The organism is Streptomyces sp. NPDC038707 (assembly GCF_040636485.1).
GTDB lineage: Bacteria > Actinomycetota > Actinomycetes > Streptomycetales > Streptomycetaceae > Streptomyces.
Genome location: NZ_JBEZUP010000025.1, coordinates 99,576 through 113,915, shown reverse-complemented (window position 1 = coordinate 113,915; position 14,340 = coordinate 99,576). Strand labels below are relative to the sequence as shown.

General features: G+C 77.5%; 14 protein-coding genes. All 14 read right to left on the bottom strand.

Annotation, left to right across the window (positions count from 1 at the left end; all coding sequences use genetic code 11):
* Positions 1-178: 178 nt before the first annotated feature.
* The 14 genes from AB0E62_RS28490 to AB0E62_RS28425 all read right to left on the bottom strand — a co-directional run bounded on the left by AB0E62_RS28490 (position 179) and on the right by AB0E62_RS28425 (position 14,321).
* Positions 179-373, bottom strand: a complete 195-nt coding sequence (locus AB0E62_RS28490) for a hypothetical protein (RefSeq protein ID WP_362199799.1) — start codon at positions 371-373, stop codon at positions 179-181.
* An 88-nt stretch (positions 374-461) separates the two neighbouring features.
* Positions 462-1,712 (bottom strand): ANTAR domain-containing protein, encoded by a 1,251-nt coding sequence (locus tag AB0E62_RS28485; protein WP_362199796.1) that lies wholly within the window; start codon positions 1,710-1,712, stop codon positions 462-464.
* 211 nt (positions 1,713-1,923) lie between these two features.
* Entirely contained in the window at positions 1,924-2,436 is a 513-nt protein-coding gene (locus AB0E62_RS28480) for an STAS domain-containing protein (RefSeq protein WP_362199793.1), read from the bottom strand.
* Positions 2,437-2,561: 125 nt separating this feature from the next.
* Complete coding sequence (locus AB0E62_RS28475) at positions 2,562-3,473, bottom strand: glycosyltransferase (RefSeq protein ID WP_362199791.1); 912 nt, start codon at positions 3,471-3,473, stop codon at positions 2,562-2,564.
* A complete protein-coding gene (locus tag AB0E62_RS28470; protein WP_362199788.1) occupies positions 3,470-4,411 on the bottom strand; it encodes a glycosyltransferase in 942 nt (313 codons plus the stop codon). Before AB0E62_RS28470 ends, AB0E62_RS28475 begins: the two co-directional genes overlap by 4 nt.
* A 122-nt stretch (positions 4,412-4,533) precedes the next feature.
* Positions 4,534-5,523, bottom strand: a complete 990-nt coding sequence (locus AB0E62_RS28465) for a glycosyltransferase family 9 protein (RefSeq protein WP_362199785.1) — start codon at positions 5,521-5,523, stop codon at positions 4,534-4,536.
* Between the two features lie 306 nt (positions 5,524-5,829).
* Positions 5,830-7,254: a PfkB family carbohydrate kinase gene (locus tag AB0E62_RS28460; RefSeq protein ID WP_362199782.1), complete on the bottom strand. Its 1,425-nt coding sequence runs from the start codon at positions 7,252-7,254 to the stop codon at positions 5,830-5,832.
* A complete protein-coding gene (locus AB0E62_RS28455) occupies positions 7,251-7,961 on the bottom strand; it encodes an SIS domain-containing protein (protein ID WP_362199779.1) in 711 nt (236 codons plus the stop codon). The genes AB0E62_RS28460 and AB0E62_RS28455 overlap by 4 nt, the downstream gene beginning before the upstream one ends.
* Positions 7,958-9,190 carry a glycosyltransferase gene (locus AB0E62_RS28450; protein WP_362199776.1) on the bottom strand — a complete coding sequence of 411 codons (1,233 nt, stop codon included), beginning with the start codon at positions 9,188-9,190 and terminating at the stop codon, positions 7,958-7,960. The genes AB0E62_RS28455 and AB0E62_RS28450 overlap by 4 nt, the downstream gene beginning before the upstream one ends.
* Positions 9,187-10,149, bottom strand: coding sequence for a glycosyltransferase (locus tag AB0E62_RS28445; RefSeq protein WP_362199773.1), 963 nt, complete (start codon positions 10,147-10,149; stop codon positions 9,187-9,189). Before AB0E62_RS28445 ends, AB0E62_RS28450 begins: the two co-directional genes overlap by 4 nt.
* A complete protein-coding gene (locus tag AB0E62_RS28440; protein WP_362199770.1) occupies positions 10,146-11,156 on the bottom strand; it encodes a glycosyltransferase family 9 protein in 1,011 nt (336 codons plus the stop codon). The genes AB0E62_RS28445 and AB0E62_RS28440 overlap by 4 nt, the downstream gene beginning before the upstream one ends.
* The gene (locus AB0E62_RS28435; RefSeq protein WP_362199767.1) at positions 11,153-11,695 is read right to left on the bottom strand and encodes an HAD-IIIA family hydrolase; all 543 of its coding nucleotides are present in this window, start codon (positions 11,693-11,695) and stop codon (positions 11,153-11,155) included. The genes AB0E62_RS28440 and AB0E62_RS28435 overlap by 4 nt, the downstream gene beginning before the upstream one ends.
* Positions 11,692-12,690 carry a glycosyltransferase gene (locus tag AB0E62_RS28430; RefSeq protein ID WP_362199764.1) on the bottom strand — a complete coding sequence of 333 codons (999 nt, stop codon included), beginning with the start codon at positions 12,688-12,690 and terminating at the stop codon, positions 11,692-11,694. The genes AB0E62_RS28435 and AB0E62_RS28430 overlap by 4 nt, the downstream gene beginning before the upstream one ends.
* Positions 12,687-14,321, bottom strand: coding sequence for a carbamoyltransferase C-terminal domain-containing protein (locus AB0E62_RS28425; RefSeq protein ID WP_362199761.1), 1,635 nt, complete (start codon positions 14,319-14,321; stop codon positions 12,687-12,689). The genes AB0E62_RS28430 and AB0E62_RS28425 overlap by 4 nt, the downstream gene beginning before the upstream one ends.
* Positions 14,322-14,340 lie beyond the last annotated feature (19 nt).

The window sequence follows — 14,340 nt, the reverse complement described above, 5'->3', positions numbered from 1 at the left end:
TCTGCATCAGCTGGTTCTCCTGGTACTCGGAGTGGATCGACCACTTCGAGTGCGGCGTGAGGTACCGGACTGGCGGCCGGCGCGGGCCGTGTCCGTGTCGTGCGCGTGCCGGACGGCCCGCTGGGGGCCGTCCGGCACGGTCAGCGAAGCAGAAGCAGAAGCAGCGGGACGGACGTGGTCAGGGGTGGTCCGGCTGCTGGGCCGGAGGCACTCCGCCGCCCTCTCCCCCGCCCTTGCCGCCCTTGTCCGAACCGTGCGGCCGGGCGCCCGAGGCGCGCCCGGCCCGCTGGCCGGCCTTCAGCTCGCCGCTGTCCTGCGGGGTGGCGCCCCCCTTGTCGCTGCGCCGTTGTTCGGGCTGCTGCGGACTGGACATGCGCCGTCCTCCCTCCGGGTGGTGCGGGTACGTGCCGGATCCGGGTTCCCAGGGCCGCGCGGCTGACGCACGCCCCGGCGGGCCGGGCTCACCGCGCGGTACGGGACAGCGTCCGGTGGAGGTGCTCCAGGGCGTCCAGGAGCACCGAGCGGTGGTACCAGCTCAGCCACGCCGAGGTGTCCGCGGCCAGCAGGGCGAGCGCCTCGGCCTGGGCGGCGCTGGGCCGGTGCCCGGCGTCGGACCAGTGCAGACCGATCACGCCGGTGCACGAGCCGGCCGAGGAGAGCACCGGAACGCTGTGCAGGGCCCGGACGCCGCCGGCCAGCAGGGCGCACCGGCAGTCGTCGGCGAGCAGCGCGTCGGTGGCGACGTCGGGGACGCCCACCTGACGGCCCCGGGTGCGGGCGGCCGCGTCGGCGGTGCCGTCGCCCGGGCCGCGCACCAGGTGGTCGAGGACCGGCTCCGCGCAACCGTGGTGGGTCTCCAGCGTCAGGGCGCTCACCGCAGGGTCCACCAGTTGCACGTGTCCGGCGGGCGCCCGGCCGATGGCCAGCGCCTCGTGCAGGACGGCGTCGATCATCCGCCGGCGGTAGCGGGGGTCCCGGCCGCCGCGGTCCAGGATCCGCAGCCGGGGCACGGGCAGGGGGCGGCGGCCGGGGAACCACACCTCGCCGTTCGGGGCGCGGGCCACCACCACGGCCGACACCAGGACGCGCAGCGGCACGTTGAACCGCTGCGAGGCCTCGCGCAGCGCCCGGAAGGCCGCTCCGGTGTCCGGCAGGCCGTAGCGGACCATGAGCACGCCCTGCGCCATCCCGATCACGGGGGCGCTGCGCACCCGGGCGCGCAGCGCGCGGACCTCCTGGTACAGGTCCTCGTACGAGGGCCGGACCGGGTCGGCGATCTGCGACCGCCAGCCGGGCAGTTCCTCCACCCGGGAGGCGGCGCGGGCCAGCTCGCGCAGCGCCTCGTCCAGGGTGGCGTACAGCCGTACGCCGGTCAGCCGGGCCAGGTGCACCGCCTCGCGCACCCCGGGCCGGGCGCGGACGATGATCAGGTCCGGGCGTCCGGTGCGCGTCCGGGTCGTCTCGCTGAGGGCGCGCAGCACGGCGGCACCGCCGAGCTGGACGTGGGCCATGTCGAGCACGGGGCGCAGTCCGGCGCGGTCGGCCTGTTCGAGGTGGCCGCGCAGTTCCTCGGACCACAGTTCGGCGCCGTGCGCGTCCAGGCTGCCGGACATGCGCAGCAGCAGGGCGCCCTCGGCGGGCAGCCCCTCGACCACGGAGGACTCGATGACGAGGCGAGCAGGTGCGGCCGGCCGGCCGGAGGAAGGTTTCATCGCATCACCCAGACAGGACGTCACAGAGGTCTCGCCCGGCCTCTTCCCGGCCCCGGCATCACCTCGCACGGTAGGCCCCGCCCGCCGGGCGCGCCATCCACCGCGCCGGGCGGGGGACGCCACGCCGGGCGGGGGACGGCGGGCCGGGCGGGGGACGGCGGGCCGGGCGGGGGACGGCGGGCCGCCGAGCGCTGGTCCGGGTCGCCGGCCGCTAAAGCGGGCTGCCGGGGTGTGCGCGTACGGTCTCCTGGGCCGTGCCCGGCTCCCCGGTCCGCCCTCTTGGGGACGACCGCCGGGGGGCGCTCGGTGTCTCGGTCTCCAGGGCGTGCAGGGCGGCCGTGCGGGTGGCGTGCGTCCGGATGCCCGGCAGGCCGGCCGCGGCCAGGGTCTCCCGGACGTGCGGCCGGGGCTGTACGACGTGCAGCGCGCGGCCGGCGCGGGCGAGGGCGGCGGCCGGCCCGTCCAGGGCGCGCAGCGCGGCGGCGCAGGCGAGGTGGGCCTCGGTCAGGTCCAGCACGGGGTGTTCGCCGGCCCGCTCGGCGTGGGCGAGGTGCGCGGCGAGGGCGGCGGACAGGCGTCCGGCGTTGCCGGCGTCGACCGTGCCGCGGGCCTTCAGGACGCTGATCCGGCCGGGGCCGGCGTGGTCCTCGCGTTCGGTGCGCAGCAGCAGCGGGGCCGGGCCGCCGGGGCGGGCGCGGAGCGGGGAGGGCTGACCGGTGTCCATGGGCGGGCGGGCTTCCTGGGCGGGGAGGAAGGAACGGCCGGCCGCTTCTTGACCGGGGGTTCACTGTGCCCTTGGCCGGATGGCGGGCGCAACGAGGTCTCCGGGCGTGTCGGGGCGCCGGCCGGTCAGCCGACGTACCGCCGTGCGGGTGAACCGCGCCGGGCGCGTTCCAGCGCGGCGATCCGGTGTTCCAGGTCCGGCGGCACGGGGTCGCGCTGGCGCAGTACCCACGGCAGTCCGGCGGTGGCGCGGGCGAAGGCGCGGGCGGAGGCGGCGTCCCGGGGGACGGTCCGGATCAGGTGCCCGGTGCGGCGCAGGGCCGGCAGCAGGGGGCGGCGCAGCCAGGTGAACCACAAGGTGTTGCGCAGGCCGAGGACGCGGCGGGCCGTGCTGTCGCGCAGCCGGGAGGCCTGGTGGTGGACGGTGAGTTCCCCGGCGTAGGCGAGCCACCAGCCCTGGCGCTGGAGGTCGCAGGCGAGGAGTTCCTCCTCCCCGCCGAGCCAGAGGCCGGGGTGGAAGCCGCCGGCGGCCCGGAAGGCCTCGGTGCGCAGCACGGTGGCGGCGGCGAGGAAGGAGCCGAGCGCGGGTCCGGGCAGCCAGTCGGGGCCGGTCAGCGGGGAGTCGCGCAGTTCGGCCACGACCGGGTCCTCGGTGCCGTCGGGTTCGACCAGGATCCGGGCGGTGACGGCGGCCAGCCGGGGCCGGGGGTCCAGCAGGTCGGCGGCCCGGCGCAGGCTGCCGGGCGCCCACCAGGTGTCGTCGTCGCAGAAGGCGACGTAGGGCGTGCGCACCCGCTGGACGGCCAGGTTGCGGCCGATGGCGCCGAGGTTGCGGCTGGGTCGGAGCAGGGTCATCTCGGGGAAGTCGCGGGCGACCGCTTCGGCGGTGCCGTCGGTGGAGGCGTTGTCGGTGACGACCACGGGGGGCCGTTCGGGCAGCCGGCGCAGCAGACCGAGGGTGTGCAGCAGTTCCTCGCGGCGGTTGTGGGTGATCACGACGACGGTCGTACGGTCGTCGGGTCCGGTCCGGTGGGTCATGGCGCGGTGCCTCCCCGGGGGTGTCCGGCCGCCTCCCGCTCGAGCAGGCGGGCGGCGCGTTCGACGTGCGGGGGCAGGGGCCGGCGGCGGGCGAGCGCGGCCGGGAGCCGGACGACGGCCTCCTTCAGGGCGCGGGGCGCGCCGGGCCGGCCGGTGGCGGCGGCCAGGGCCAGGCCGGTGCCGGCGCGCAGGGCGACGGGCCAGGGGCGGCGCAGGCAGGCGGTGAGGACGTGGTTGCGGCGGACGAGGGCGGAGCGGCCGGTGCGGGTGTGGTCTCCGGGGTGGTGGCGGGCGCGCAGGGCGGGTTCGTAGGCGACGCCCCAGCCGGCGGCGGCCAGGTCGTAGGCGAGCAGGGTCTCCTCGCCGCCGAAGAAGATCAGCGGGTGGTAGCCGCCGACGCCGAGGAAGGCGTCCTTGCGGACCACGCAGGCGCAGCCGAGGAAGCCGAGCACCGGGCGGCCGGGCAGGTCCGGCTCGGACGGCAGGGGCGAGGCGGCGAGTACGGCGTTGAGCGGGTCCTCGGCGGCCTCGTCGCCGACCAGGGTGCGGGCGGCGAGCAGGCCGAGCCGCGGGTGCCGGTCGAGGAGGTCGGCGGCGCGGACCAGGCTCCCGGGCTCCCACCAGGAGTCGTCGTCGCTGAACGCGACGTAGGGGGTGCGGGCGTGGCGCGCGGCCAGGTTGCGGCCGAGGGCCCCGGTGTTGCCGGCGGGGCGCAGCAGGCGGGCGATGGCCGGGTGGCCGGCGACGGCCCGGCGGGTGGAGTCGTCGCGGGAGTTGTCGACGACCACGACCGGCGGCCGTTCGGGCAGCGCGTCGAGGGCGTCCAGGGTGCGCAGCAGGCTGGCGGGACGGTCGCGGGTGATCACGGCCACGGTGACCCGCGGGTCGCCGGCGGCGGTGGGCGGGCGGGCGCGGGCGGGGGCGTGCTCAGTGGACATGTGCCACCTCCGCAGCGGTGGGGCGGCGGACATGTGCCCGCCTCCGCACCGGTGGGCGGCGCACATCCGCCGACGCCCTTCCTGTGGGCCGACAGGACGGCAGACCTGGCCAAGGTATGTGTTCAGCGAACATGTGCCACCTCCGGGCCGGTGGGGCGGTGGCGGGCGCGGGTGGTGCGGAGGAGGGTCAGGCAGGCCGCGGCGACCTCGCCGGTGCCGATGCGCAGCAGGCGGGCGTCGGGGGCGTGGCCGTGCGGGTCGCCGGGCGGGCCCGGTCTCCACAGGGCGAGGTGGTCGGGGCTCGGGGGCGGCCCCCACAGGCGGGGGGAGACGGGGCCGAACAGGGTGACGGAGCGGGTGCCGTGGGCCACCGCGAGATGGGCGAGGCCGGTGTCGCCGCTGAGCAGCAGGGCTGCCTCGGCGACCAGGGCGGACAGCCGGGCGGGCGGCAGGCCGCCGGTGAGCACGTCGGTGCCGGGCCGGCCGCTGCGTTCGGCGACCTCGCGGACCAGGGTGTCCTCGCCGGGGCCGCCGGTGAGGACCACACGGTGGCCGGCGGCGCGCAGGCAGCGTACGACGGCGGCGAACCGCTCCGGCGGCCAGCGGCGGGACCCGGAGGCCGCGCCGGGGTGCACGACGACCGCGCCGGGGGCCGGGGACGGGGTGGCGGGGCGGGGCAGCCGCAGGTCGCGGGGGTCGGCGGGGATGCCGTAGCCGCGCAGGAAGGCGCACCAGCGGTCGCGTTCGTTGACGTGGGCCGGCCAGGGCGGGCCGTCCGGGCAGGCGTGGGCGAGCAGCCGGCGCGGGCGCAGGGCGGCCAGGGCGTCGCGGCTCTCGGGCCCGTTGCCGTGCAGGTCCACGGCCACCTCGGGGGGCGGTCCCGGCCAGTGGTCGAGGCCGGGCACCGCGCGGCCCGGCGCCTGTGCCGGGAACACGGTGTCGACCGCCCCGCTGGCCAGGGCGAGTTCGGTGAGGCCCGCCGGCTGGGCGAGGACGACCTGATGCCCGGGGAAGGCCCGGCGGATGCCGCGCAGCGCGGGCACACCGGCCAGCAGATCACCCAGGCCCAGTGCACGCAGGACCAGGACGCGCGGGGTGTGCTCAGTGGTCACCGGGTGGGTCCTTCGGGGTGGAGGCGGAAGGGAGCGGCGGACGGTGGGGCGCTGTGGCCGGCGGTGGGAGGCGGGTGCCGGTCATGGGGCGGCCTTTCGGGACGGGGGCGGAGAAGCGCGCTGAGTGGCGGGTACCCCGGAACGCCGGGGCCGTGCGGGCCGGATGAACCCACACCCGCCCCAACGGCCGTGCACCGCCCGCCGGGTGAGCCGGTCGTCGGTCCCCGGGGCGCTGGACCTCGGGTGGGGCGTGCGGAGCGGGCCCGGGGCGGGGCGTGTCCGGGGGACGCAGGGCGGGGGTGGGGGTCACTCGTGGTCTCCTGCCGTGGGGCTGAGGGCCGCCCGGCGGGCGAGCACGGTGGTGGAGCGGCCGTCTAGGTAGGGCAGCAGCAGGACCTGTCCGCCCCAGCTCTCCACCAGCGGCTGTTCGGGCAGCCGGGTCCGCGCGTAGTCGCCGCCCTTGGCCCAGATGTGCGGGCGCAGTTCGCCGAGGACGCGTTCGGGGGTGTCCTCGTCGAAGACGGCGACGGCGTCCACGCACTCCAGGGCGCGCAGCACCCGTACCCGGTCGGCGGCCGGCACCAGGGGGCGGCCGTCGCCCTTGCGGCGGCGGACGGAGTCGTCGGAGTTGAGGCAGACGATCAGGCAGTCGCCGGCCCGGCGGGCGGCCTGGAGCAGGGCGACGTGGCCGGCGTGCAGCAGGTCGAAGCAGCCGCCCGCGGCGACGACGGTGCCGCCCGCGGCCCGGACCCGGGCGGCGGTGCGTACGGCGTCGGCGGTGGTGTCGCCGTCGGGCGGGGTCTCGGCGGGTGTCCGGGGCCGGTCCGGGACGGCGACCGCGCGGGCGCCGCCCTCGGCGACGTAGCGGGTGGCGGCGTGCACGGCGGCCTGGACGGCGGCCTCGGTGAGGGCGCCGTCGGCCAGGAGTCCGGCCGCGGCGGCGGCGAAGCGGTCGCCGGCGCCGCACGGGTCGCCGGTGGCGGCGGCCGGGGTCGGCACCAGCAGGGGGGTCTCGCCGTGCGTAAGGAGGGCGCCGCGTTCGCCGAGGGTGACCGCGACGGCCTGGGCCCGCCAGGCCCCCACCAGGGCGCGGGCGTCCCGGGCGGCGGTGCGCAGTCCGGCCGTGTCGCCGGGTGCCTCCGCGTCGTCCCCGGCCAGCCGCCGGGCGAAGGCGCGGGCCTCCTGGGCGGAGGGGGTGACGAGGCGGGCGCCGGGCACGGGGGGCCGGCCGCGCAGGTGCGGGTCCCAGACGACGGGGGCCGCCGTGCGGGCCAGCGCGTCCCGCAGGACGTCGGCGGTGCCCCGGCCGTAGTCGGCGACGAGGACTCCCCCGGCCTCCGTGATCGCCGCCACCGCCTGCGGAGTCGCCTCGTGGGCGCGGCCCTCGCCGTCGTCCAGGCGCAGCAGGGGGCGGTCCCCGGCCAGGACGCGGGTCTTGCTGCTCAGGGTGCCCTCCAGGGGGATCCCGACCAGCCGGACCCGGCCCGCCAGCAGTTCGCGCAGGGTGTCGCTGGCGGGGTCGGAGCCGAGGGCGGTGACCAGGGTGACGGGGCGTCCGTCGGCCGCCGCGAGGCAGGCGGCGAGGGCCGCGCCGCCGGGGCGGGAGCTGCGCCGGGCGCCGTGCACGACGGGCACCGGCGCGTCGGGGGCGAGCCGGTCGGCCCGGCCGCACAGGTCGTGGTCGAGCAGGGCGTCGCCGATGACGACCAGGGGTGTCGGGGTGCCGGTCATGCCTGCCCCTTCCGGGGGGCGACGGGCCCGTCGGGCGGGGTCCGGCCGACGGTGCGGGCCCGGCCGACGAGCCGCCCGACCACCCCCGGTCTGCCGTCGGCGGCCGGTGTGCCGTCGGCGCCCGCGCCCCCGGCCTCGCCCCGCTCCACCGCCCGGTCGAAGGTCTCGCAGAGCATGTGCACCGCGACCAGGTGGAGTTCCTGGACGGTGGCGGCCAGGGGGGCGTCGACGCACAGGGCGTCGTCCGCGCCGAGTTGCAGCGGGTTGGGGGACCGCCCGGTCAGCGCCCACACGGTCATGCCGAGCCGGTGCGCGCGGTCGGCGGCGGACAGCAGGTTGGCGCTGGCGCCGCTGGTGGACAGCAGCAGGAGCACGTCTCCGGGGCGGCCGTGGGCGGCGGTCTGGCGGGCGAACACCTCCTGGACGCCGTAGTCGTTGGCGATGGCGGTGGTGGAGGAGGTGTCGGCGTGCAGGGCGAGCGCGGAGAACGGCGGGCGGTCCTCGCGGTAGCGGCCGACGAGTTCGGCGGTGAGGTGCTGGGCCTGGGCGGCGCTGCCGCCGTTGCCGGCGACGAGCAGCCGGGCTCCGGAGCCGAGCCGCCGGGCGAGTGCGGTGCCCCAGCGCTCCAGGAGGGGGGCGTGTTCGCGGAACGCCTCCAGGGCCTTGGCGAGGTCGTCGCAGTGCGTGCTGCCGGTGGCGGTGTTCATCGGACGACTCCCGAGAGCGAGCGGATCGGGGACACGGCGCCGTACACCCCGGCCACGCCGTCGGCGACCCGGTCCCAGGTGTAGTGGGCGAGGACCCGGGCGCGGCCGGCGGTTCCGTACCGGGCGAGCCGGCCGGGGTCGGCGAGCAGGGCGCGCAGGGCCGCGCCGAGGTCGTAGTCGTCGTCGGCGGGGACCAGCAGGCCGGTGGTGCCGTCCACGACCGTGTCGAGCTGGCCGCCGACGGCGGTGGCGACGACGGGGGTGGCGCAGGCCATGGCCTCCAGCGGGACGATGCCGAAGGGCTCGTAGCGGGGCAGGGACAGCACCAGGTCGGCGCTGGACATCAGCCGGGGCATGCGGGCCCGGCCGACCCCGCCGAGCAGGGTGACCCGGTCCAGGACGCCGTACTCGCGGGCGATGCCGTACAGGCGGGCGGCCTCGGGTTCGGTGCGCAGCAGGTCGGCCTCGGGGCCGCCGGCGATGAGGAGTTCGGCGTCGGGAACGCCGGCCAGGGCGCGGATGGCGCGGTCGAAGCCCTTGCGGGGCACGAGCCGGCCGACGGCGAGCAGCCGTTTGCGGGCGCCGGGCGGGCGGGTGCGGGTAAGGGGGGTGAACTGTTCGGGGTCGACTCCGCAGGGCACGACGCTGATCCGGTCCTCGGGCAGGCCCATGGCCTTCAGTTCGGCCACCTCGTCGCTGCACGTGGCGATGATCCGGGCGCACTCGTGGCCGATGGCCTCCTCGACGGCGAGGCGCTGCGGGGGGCTGGTGTCGGCGGCGCCCTGGTAGCGCTTCTTGACCGTGCCCAGCGCGTGGTAGGTGTGCACGACGGGGATGTCCAGGTCGCGGGCGCCGGCGAGCGCGGCCAGGCCGGACATCCAGAAGTGCGCGTGCACCACGTGGGGCGGGTGCTGTGCCCACTGCCGCGCCAGGAAGTTCCCGAACTCGCCCATGTGGGGCAGGAGTTCGTCCTTGGGGACGGGTGCGGCCGGCCCGGCGGGCACGTGCACCACCTGGACGCCGTCGATGAGGGTCACCCGGTCCGGCAGGCCCGCCGAGTCCCGCCGGGTGTACACGGTGACCCGGTATCCCTTCCTGGCGAGTTGCCGGGCGACCTGCGCCACGTACACGTTCTGGCCGCCCGCGTCCGGCCCGCCGAGCGCGGCCAGGGGGCTGGCGTGCTCGGAGACCATGGCGACGCGCCCGGCCGAGTGCGGAATGCGGCTCATCGGGTGACCTCCTTGATCAGGCGCTCCCAGTCGTCCAGGAAGCGCCGCTCTCCGTAGCGGGCGCGGGCGGCGGCCCGGGCCGCCGTGCCGGTCGCGCGGGCGTGCCCGGGGTCGGCGAGGAAGGCCCGTACGGCGTCCTCCAGCACGTCGAGCCGGTTCGAGACCACCCCGGCGCCCTCGGGCACGGCCTCGCGGACCTCGGTGGTGTCGAGGGCGACCACGGGCATGCCGAGGAACATGGCCTCCAGCAGGGACAGGCCGAGCGAGGTCCAGCGCACGGGGTGCAGGTACAGGCGGCAGCGGGCCATCTCGCGGTGCAGCTCGTGCTGCGGCAGGTCCCGGGTGCGGCAGCGCTCCGGCGGCAGGCCGAGGTGGGCGGCGAGCCCTTCGGTGCGCATGCCGAAGACGTCCAGCGGGGCGGCGCGGGCGAACCGGGGCAGCAGGTCGGTGCCGGTGGTACGGCCCCTGCGCACGGGCTCGTTGACGACGACGGCGGCGCGCCGCTCGGTGCCGGTCCACAGCGGGCCGGGGTCGAGGATGCCGTGCTCGACGACCTCGGTGGGGGCGCGGCCGTTGTCCCACATCAGCCGGTTGAAGTGGGTGACGTGCACGACGGGGATGGCCGACTGTGCGGCGAGCGGGTGGAGTTGGCGTTCGGGCGAGGCGTCGGGACTGTTGTGCTCGACGTAGACGGCGGGGACGTCCAGGCCGGGCCGGCGGCCGGTCCAGCGCAGGGCCAGCTCGGGCTCGTGGGGGCGCTGGAGGACCATCAGGTCGATGTCGGCGTCCCGGAGTCCGGCGGGGGTGACCTCCCGGACGGACGGGGGCCAGTCCCAGGTCACCGCCCGGCCGAGGCCGTCGGGTCCGCGGTCCTCGGTGACCGGGAGGAGGTAGGTGTGCGGGCCCTGCACGAAGGCGGTGAGCCAGGATCCGTGCACATGCCAGACGAGGATGTTCATGAGGGCCGCTCCTGGATGAGCTTGTGGACCGCGCGCACCACGTCCTGGCCGGTGACCTCGTCCAGGCAGGGGTGGCCGGGCACCGGGCAGGTCAGGGCCCGGGTGTCCGCGCACGGCGCCGACTGGTCGCCGAGCAGGATGACGGGGACGCCGTGGGGCGCCCAGCGTTCGGCGGGGACGACGGGGGCGAACAGGGAGACGACCGGGGTGCCGACGGCGGCGGCCAGGTGGGCGGGGCCGGTGTTGGCGCTGATCACGACGTCGGCCAGGCGCAGGACCCCGGCGAGAGTGCGCGGGGAGGTCCGGCCGCCGAGGTCCACGGCCACGCCGCCGCCGACCCGCCGGGTGAGGTCCGTCTCGTCGGGGCCGCCGGTGACGACGACGCGGTGTCCGGCGTCGGCGAGCAGGGTGACCGCCTCGGCGCAGCGGTGCGGGCTCCAGGCGCGGGCGGGGGCGCTGGCGCCGGGGTGCAGGACGACGTAGGGGCCGTTGCCGGTCAGGCCGGTGGTGTCCGGGGGCGGCAGGACGCGCAGCCGTCCGTCGTCGCCGGGGGGCGGGGTGAAGCCCATGGCGGCGGCGGTGTCGAGGGCGGCCTCGGCCTCGTGCCGGCCGGGCAGCCGCCGGTGGCGTACGTCGAGGAGCCGGCCGGGGTGGTCGGTGCTGTCGGCGCCGATCCGGCCGATGCCGGCGAGCCGCAGCAGCAGGGCGGTGGGCAGCGGGCTCTGGTGGTGGGAGGTGAGGACGAGCGCGCTGTCGTGGGCGCCGGCGCGCAGCCGGGCGAGGAGGGCGTCGATGTCGGCGGGGCTGACCGGGGGCGGGTCGAAGCCCTCCCAGGGCGCCTCCCAGACCAGGACCTCGTCGACGCCGGGCAGCAGCCGGGCGGCGTCCGCGCCGCGCGGGCCGCACAGCAGGGTGACGTGGGTGCTGTGGGCGGCGACGGCGCGGACGGCGGGCCCGGCGAGGAGTACGTCACCGAAGCTGTCCAGGCGGACGACGAGGGATCTCATGCCGGTGCCCTCCCCGTGGTGACGCCGAGGGCGTCCTGTACGGCGGTGAGCGGGTCGGGGGCGCTGTGTCCGGCGAACCGCAGGGTCTCCTTCGGCGCGGTGGCCGCGCCCGGCACGAGGACGCCCCGGGCGCCGGCGGCGCGGGCGGCCAGCACGTCGGCGGCGATGTCGCCGACGACCAGGCAGGCGGCGGGCGGGACGCCCAGCCGGGCGGCGGCGGCGCGGACCAGGCCGGGGCGGGGCTTGCGGCAGGGGCAGCCGTCCTCGGGGGTGTGCGGGCAGAACAGCCAGAGGTCCAGCCCGCCCAGCAGCGCGTCGGCGCGCTCGTTGACCCGCCGGACCTGTGCGGTGGTGAGCAGTCCGCGGCCGATGCCGGACTGGTTGCTGACCACGCCGGTGGCCAGGCCGTGGGCGCGGGCGAGGGCGACGGCCTCGCGGGCACCGGGCAGCAGCCGGACCCGCTCCGGGTCGCCGTTGTAGGGCACGTCGGCGACGAGGGTGCCGTCGCGGTCGAAGAGGATCGCGGACACGGCGCTCATCCGGCACCCCCCAGCGGCCGGGCGTTGCGGTGCCGGACGACGCCGCGCAGCCAGTGCCGTACGGCGAGCGGCGGGATGAGCACGCTGGTGCCGAGCATCCCGGCGATCTCGCGGGCAGTGCGCGGGCCGGGCAGGATGCGGGCGAGGGCGAACTCGGTGGTGCCGAGGGTCCACAGGGCCGCGCAGACGGTGGCGGTGCGGCGCCGTCCGGCCAGCGCGCAGGCGGTGGCGGCGAGGGCCGCGCCGGTGACCGCCAGGTGGCGGGGCAGCCGGCCGCGGGGCGCCTGGGCGCGGTCCCACCAGTCGCGGCCGTGCAGCCGGTTCATCAGGGCGTCGTCCGCGTTGCCGCGCTGGGCGGGCAGCGAGGCCCACCAGTGGGCGGGGCGGACCGGGTGCCGGGTGACGCGGGTGCCCCGGGTGAGGCTCCAGCCGGCCCGCTGGACGCGCAGGGCGAGGTCGGCGTCCTCGCGGAAGGCGCGCGGGAAGCGTTCGTCGAAGCCGCCGGTCCGCTTGAGGGCCTCGGTGCGGTAGGCCATGTCGGCGGTGGCCCAGGCGGCGTTCTCCAGGCCCTTGGTGGTGCGTTCCCAGTCGGTGGGCCGGCGGTCCGGGGGCAGCGGGACCCGCAGCCGCCCCTGGACGCCGCCGATGTCGGGGCCGGCCGCGCGCAGGTCGGCGGCGAGCTGCCGGGACCAGTCCGGCAGCACCTGGACGTCGTCGTCCAGGAAGACCGTCCAGGGGGTGCGGACGGTGCGCCAGCCGGCGTTGCGGGCGGCGGCCGGGCCCTTGCCGCCGGTGCGCAGGGTGCGGACGCGGTCCAGGAGCTGTCCGGCGGACTCCAGCGGCAGGCCGCCCTCGGGCGACGGCCGGTCGTCGACGACGACCACCTCGTGCGGGGTGTGGTCGAGGGTGCCCTCGGCGAGCGCGCGCAGGCACTCGGCGAGGCAGGGCCGGCCGATCGTGGGGACCACGACGGTGTAGGCGGGCGCGTCGGTCATGCGAACGCCTTTCCCCGGCGGATCGCGAACGGGCCGAGCACCAGCAGGTCCACGGGGGCCGAGCCGAAGCACTCCAGGGCGTCCCGGGGATCGTCCACCATGGGCCGTCCGGCGGTGTTCAGGCTGGTGTTGACCACGACCGGCAGTCCGGTGCGCCGTTCGAAGCCGTCGATCATCCGGGCCACCAGGGGTTCCCGGGCACGGTCGACGGTCTGGATGCGGGCGGTGCCGTCGACGTGCACGACGGCGGGGATGCGGGCCTTCCAGTCGGCGGCCACCTCGTGCACGAACAGCATGTGCGGGCTGGGCAGCGGCCCGTCGAAGATCTCGGCGGCGCGTTCGGCGAGCACCATGGGGGCGACCGGCCGGAACTCCTCGCGGCCCTTGACCGCGTTGAGCCGCTCCAGGTTCGCGGCCCTGCCGGGGTGGGCGAGCAGGGAGCGGTGGCCGAGCGCGCGCGGCCCGTATTCGCTGCGTCCCTGGAACCAGGCCACGATCCCGTCGGCGGCCAGTGCCTCGGCCGCCGTCTCGGCGATGTCGGCGGGTTCCTCGTAGGGTACGGCGGCCCGCTCCAGCCAGGTCCGCAGTTCGGCGTCGCTCCAGCCGCGGCCGAGGGCGGCGGTCTCCATCGGCTCCAGGGTGTCCTTCTGTCCGGCGATGTGCGCGGCGGCGCCGAGCGCGGTGCCGGCGTCGCCCGCGGCGGGCTGCACCCAGATGTGGGTGAAGCCGCTCTCGCGCCACAGCCGGGTGTTGGCCACGCAGTTCAGCGCGACCCCGCCGGCCAGCGTGAGGGCGTCCTCGCCGGTGCGTTCGCGCAGGTGGCGGGCGAGCGCCAGCATGGCTTCCTCCAGGCAGAGCTGGGCGCTGGCGGCGAGGTCGGCGTGGTCCTGGTGCCAGGCGCCGCCGTCCGGGCGGGGCGGGACGAGGTCGGCCCAGGGCACCGGGCGGGCCCGGAAGCCGCCCTGGTCGTCGGCGTGGACGTACTCCCGCAGCCAGGCGGCGAAGCGGGGGGTGCCGTAGGAGGCGAGCGCCATGACCTTGAACTCGTCGCTGCTGCGCAGGAATCCGAGGTGCTGGGTGAGGTCCTCGTAGAACAGGCCGAGGGAGTCGGGCAGTTGCTGGGTGGCGAGGACGGTCAGCTCGCGATTGGTGTACCGGCCGGCCAGGTGGGAGCCGCACTCGCCGCGGCCGTCCAGGACGAGCACGGCGCAGTCGGGGTACGGGGAGACGGCACCGGCGGAGGCGGCGTGCGCCACGTGGTGCGGGACGAACCGCACCTTGGCCGGGTCGAGTCCGGGCAGCGCCTCGGCGAGGAAGCCGGGGGCCTGCCGGGCGTACTCCTGGCGCAGGTGGTCCCAGGGGTCGTGCAGACCGAGTTCCTCGGCGGGGCGGGCGAGGACGGGGTCGTAGGAGTAGGCGACGGCGTCCAGGTCGGCGGGGGTGAGGCCGGCCTGCTCCAGGCACCAGCGGGCCGACCGCTCGGGCAGCTCCCAGGCGGAGAAGGGTACGGGCCGTTTGCCGTGCTTGCGGCGGGAGAACCGCTCCTCCTCCGCCGCCGCCACGACCCGGCCGTCGGTGATCAGGGCGGCGGCGGGGTCGTGGAAGAGTGCGTTGATTCCGAGGACGTGCATGCGCTGTCTCCAGGGCCGG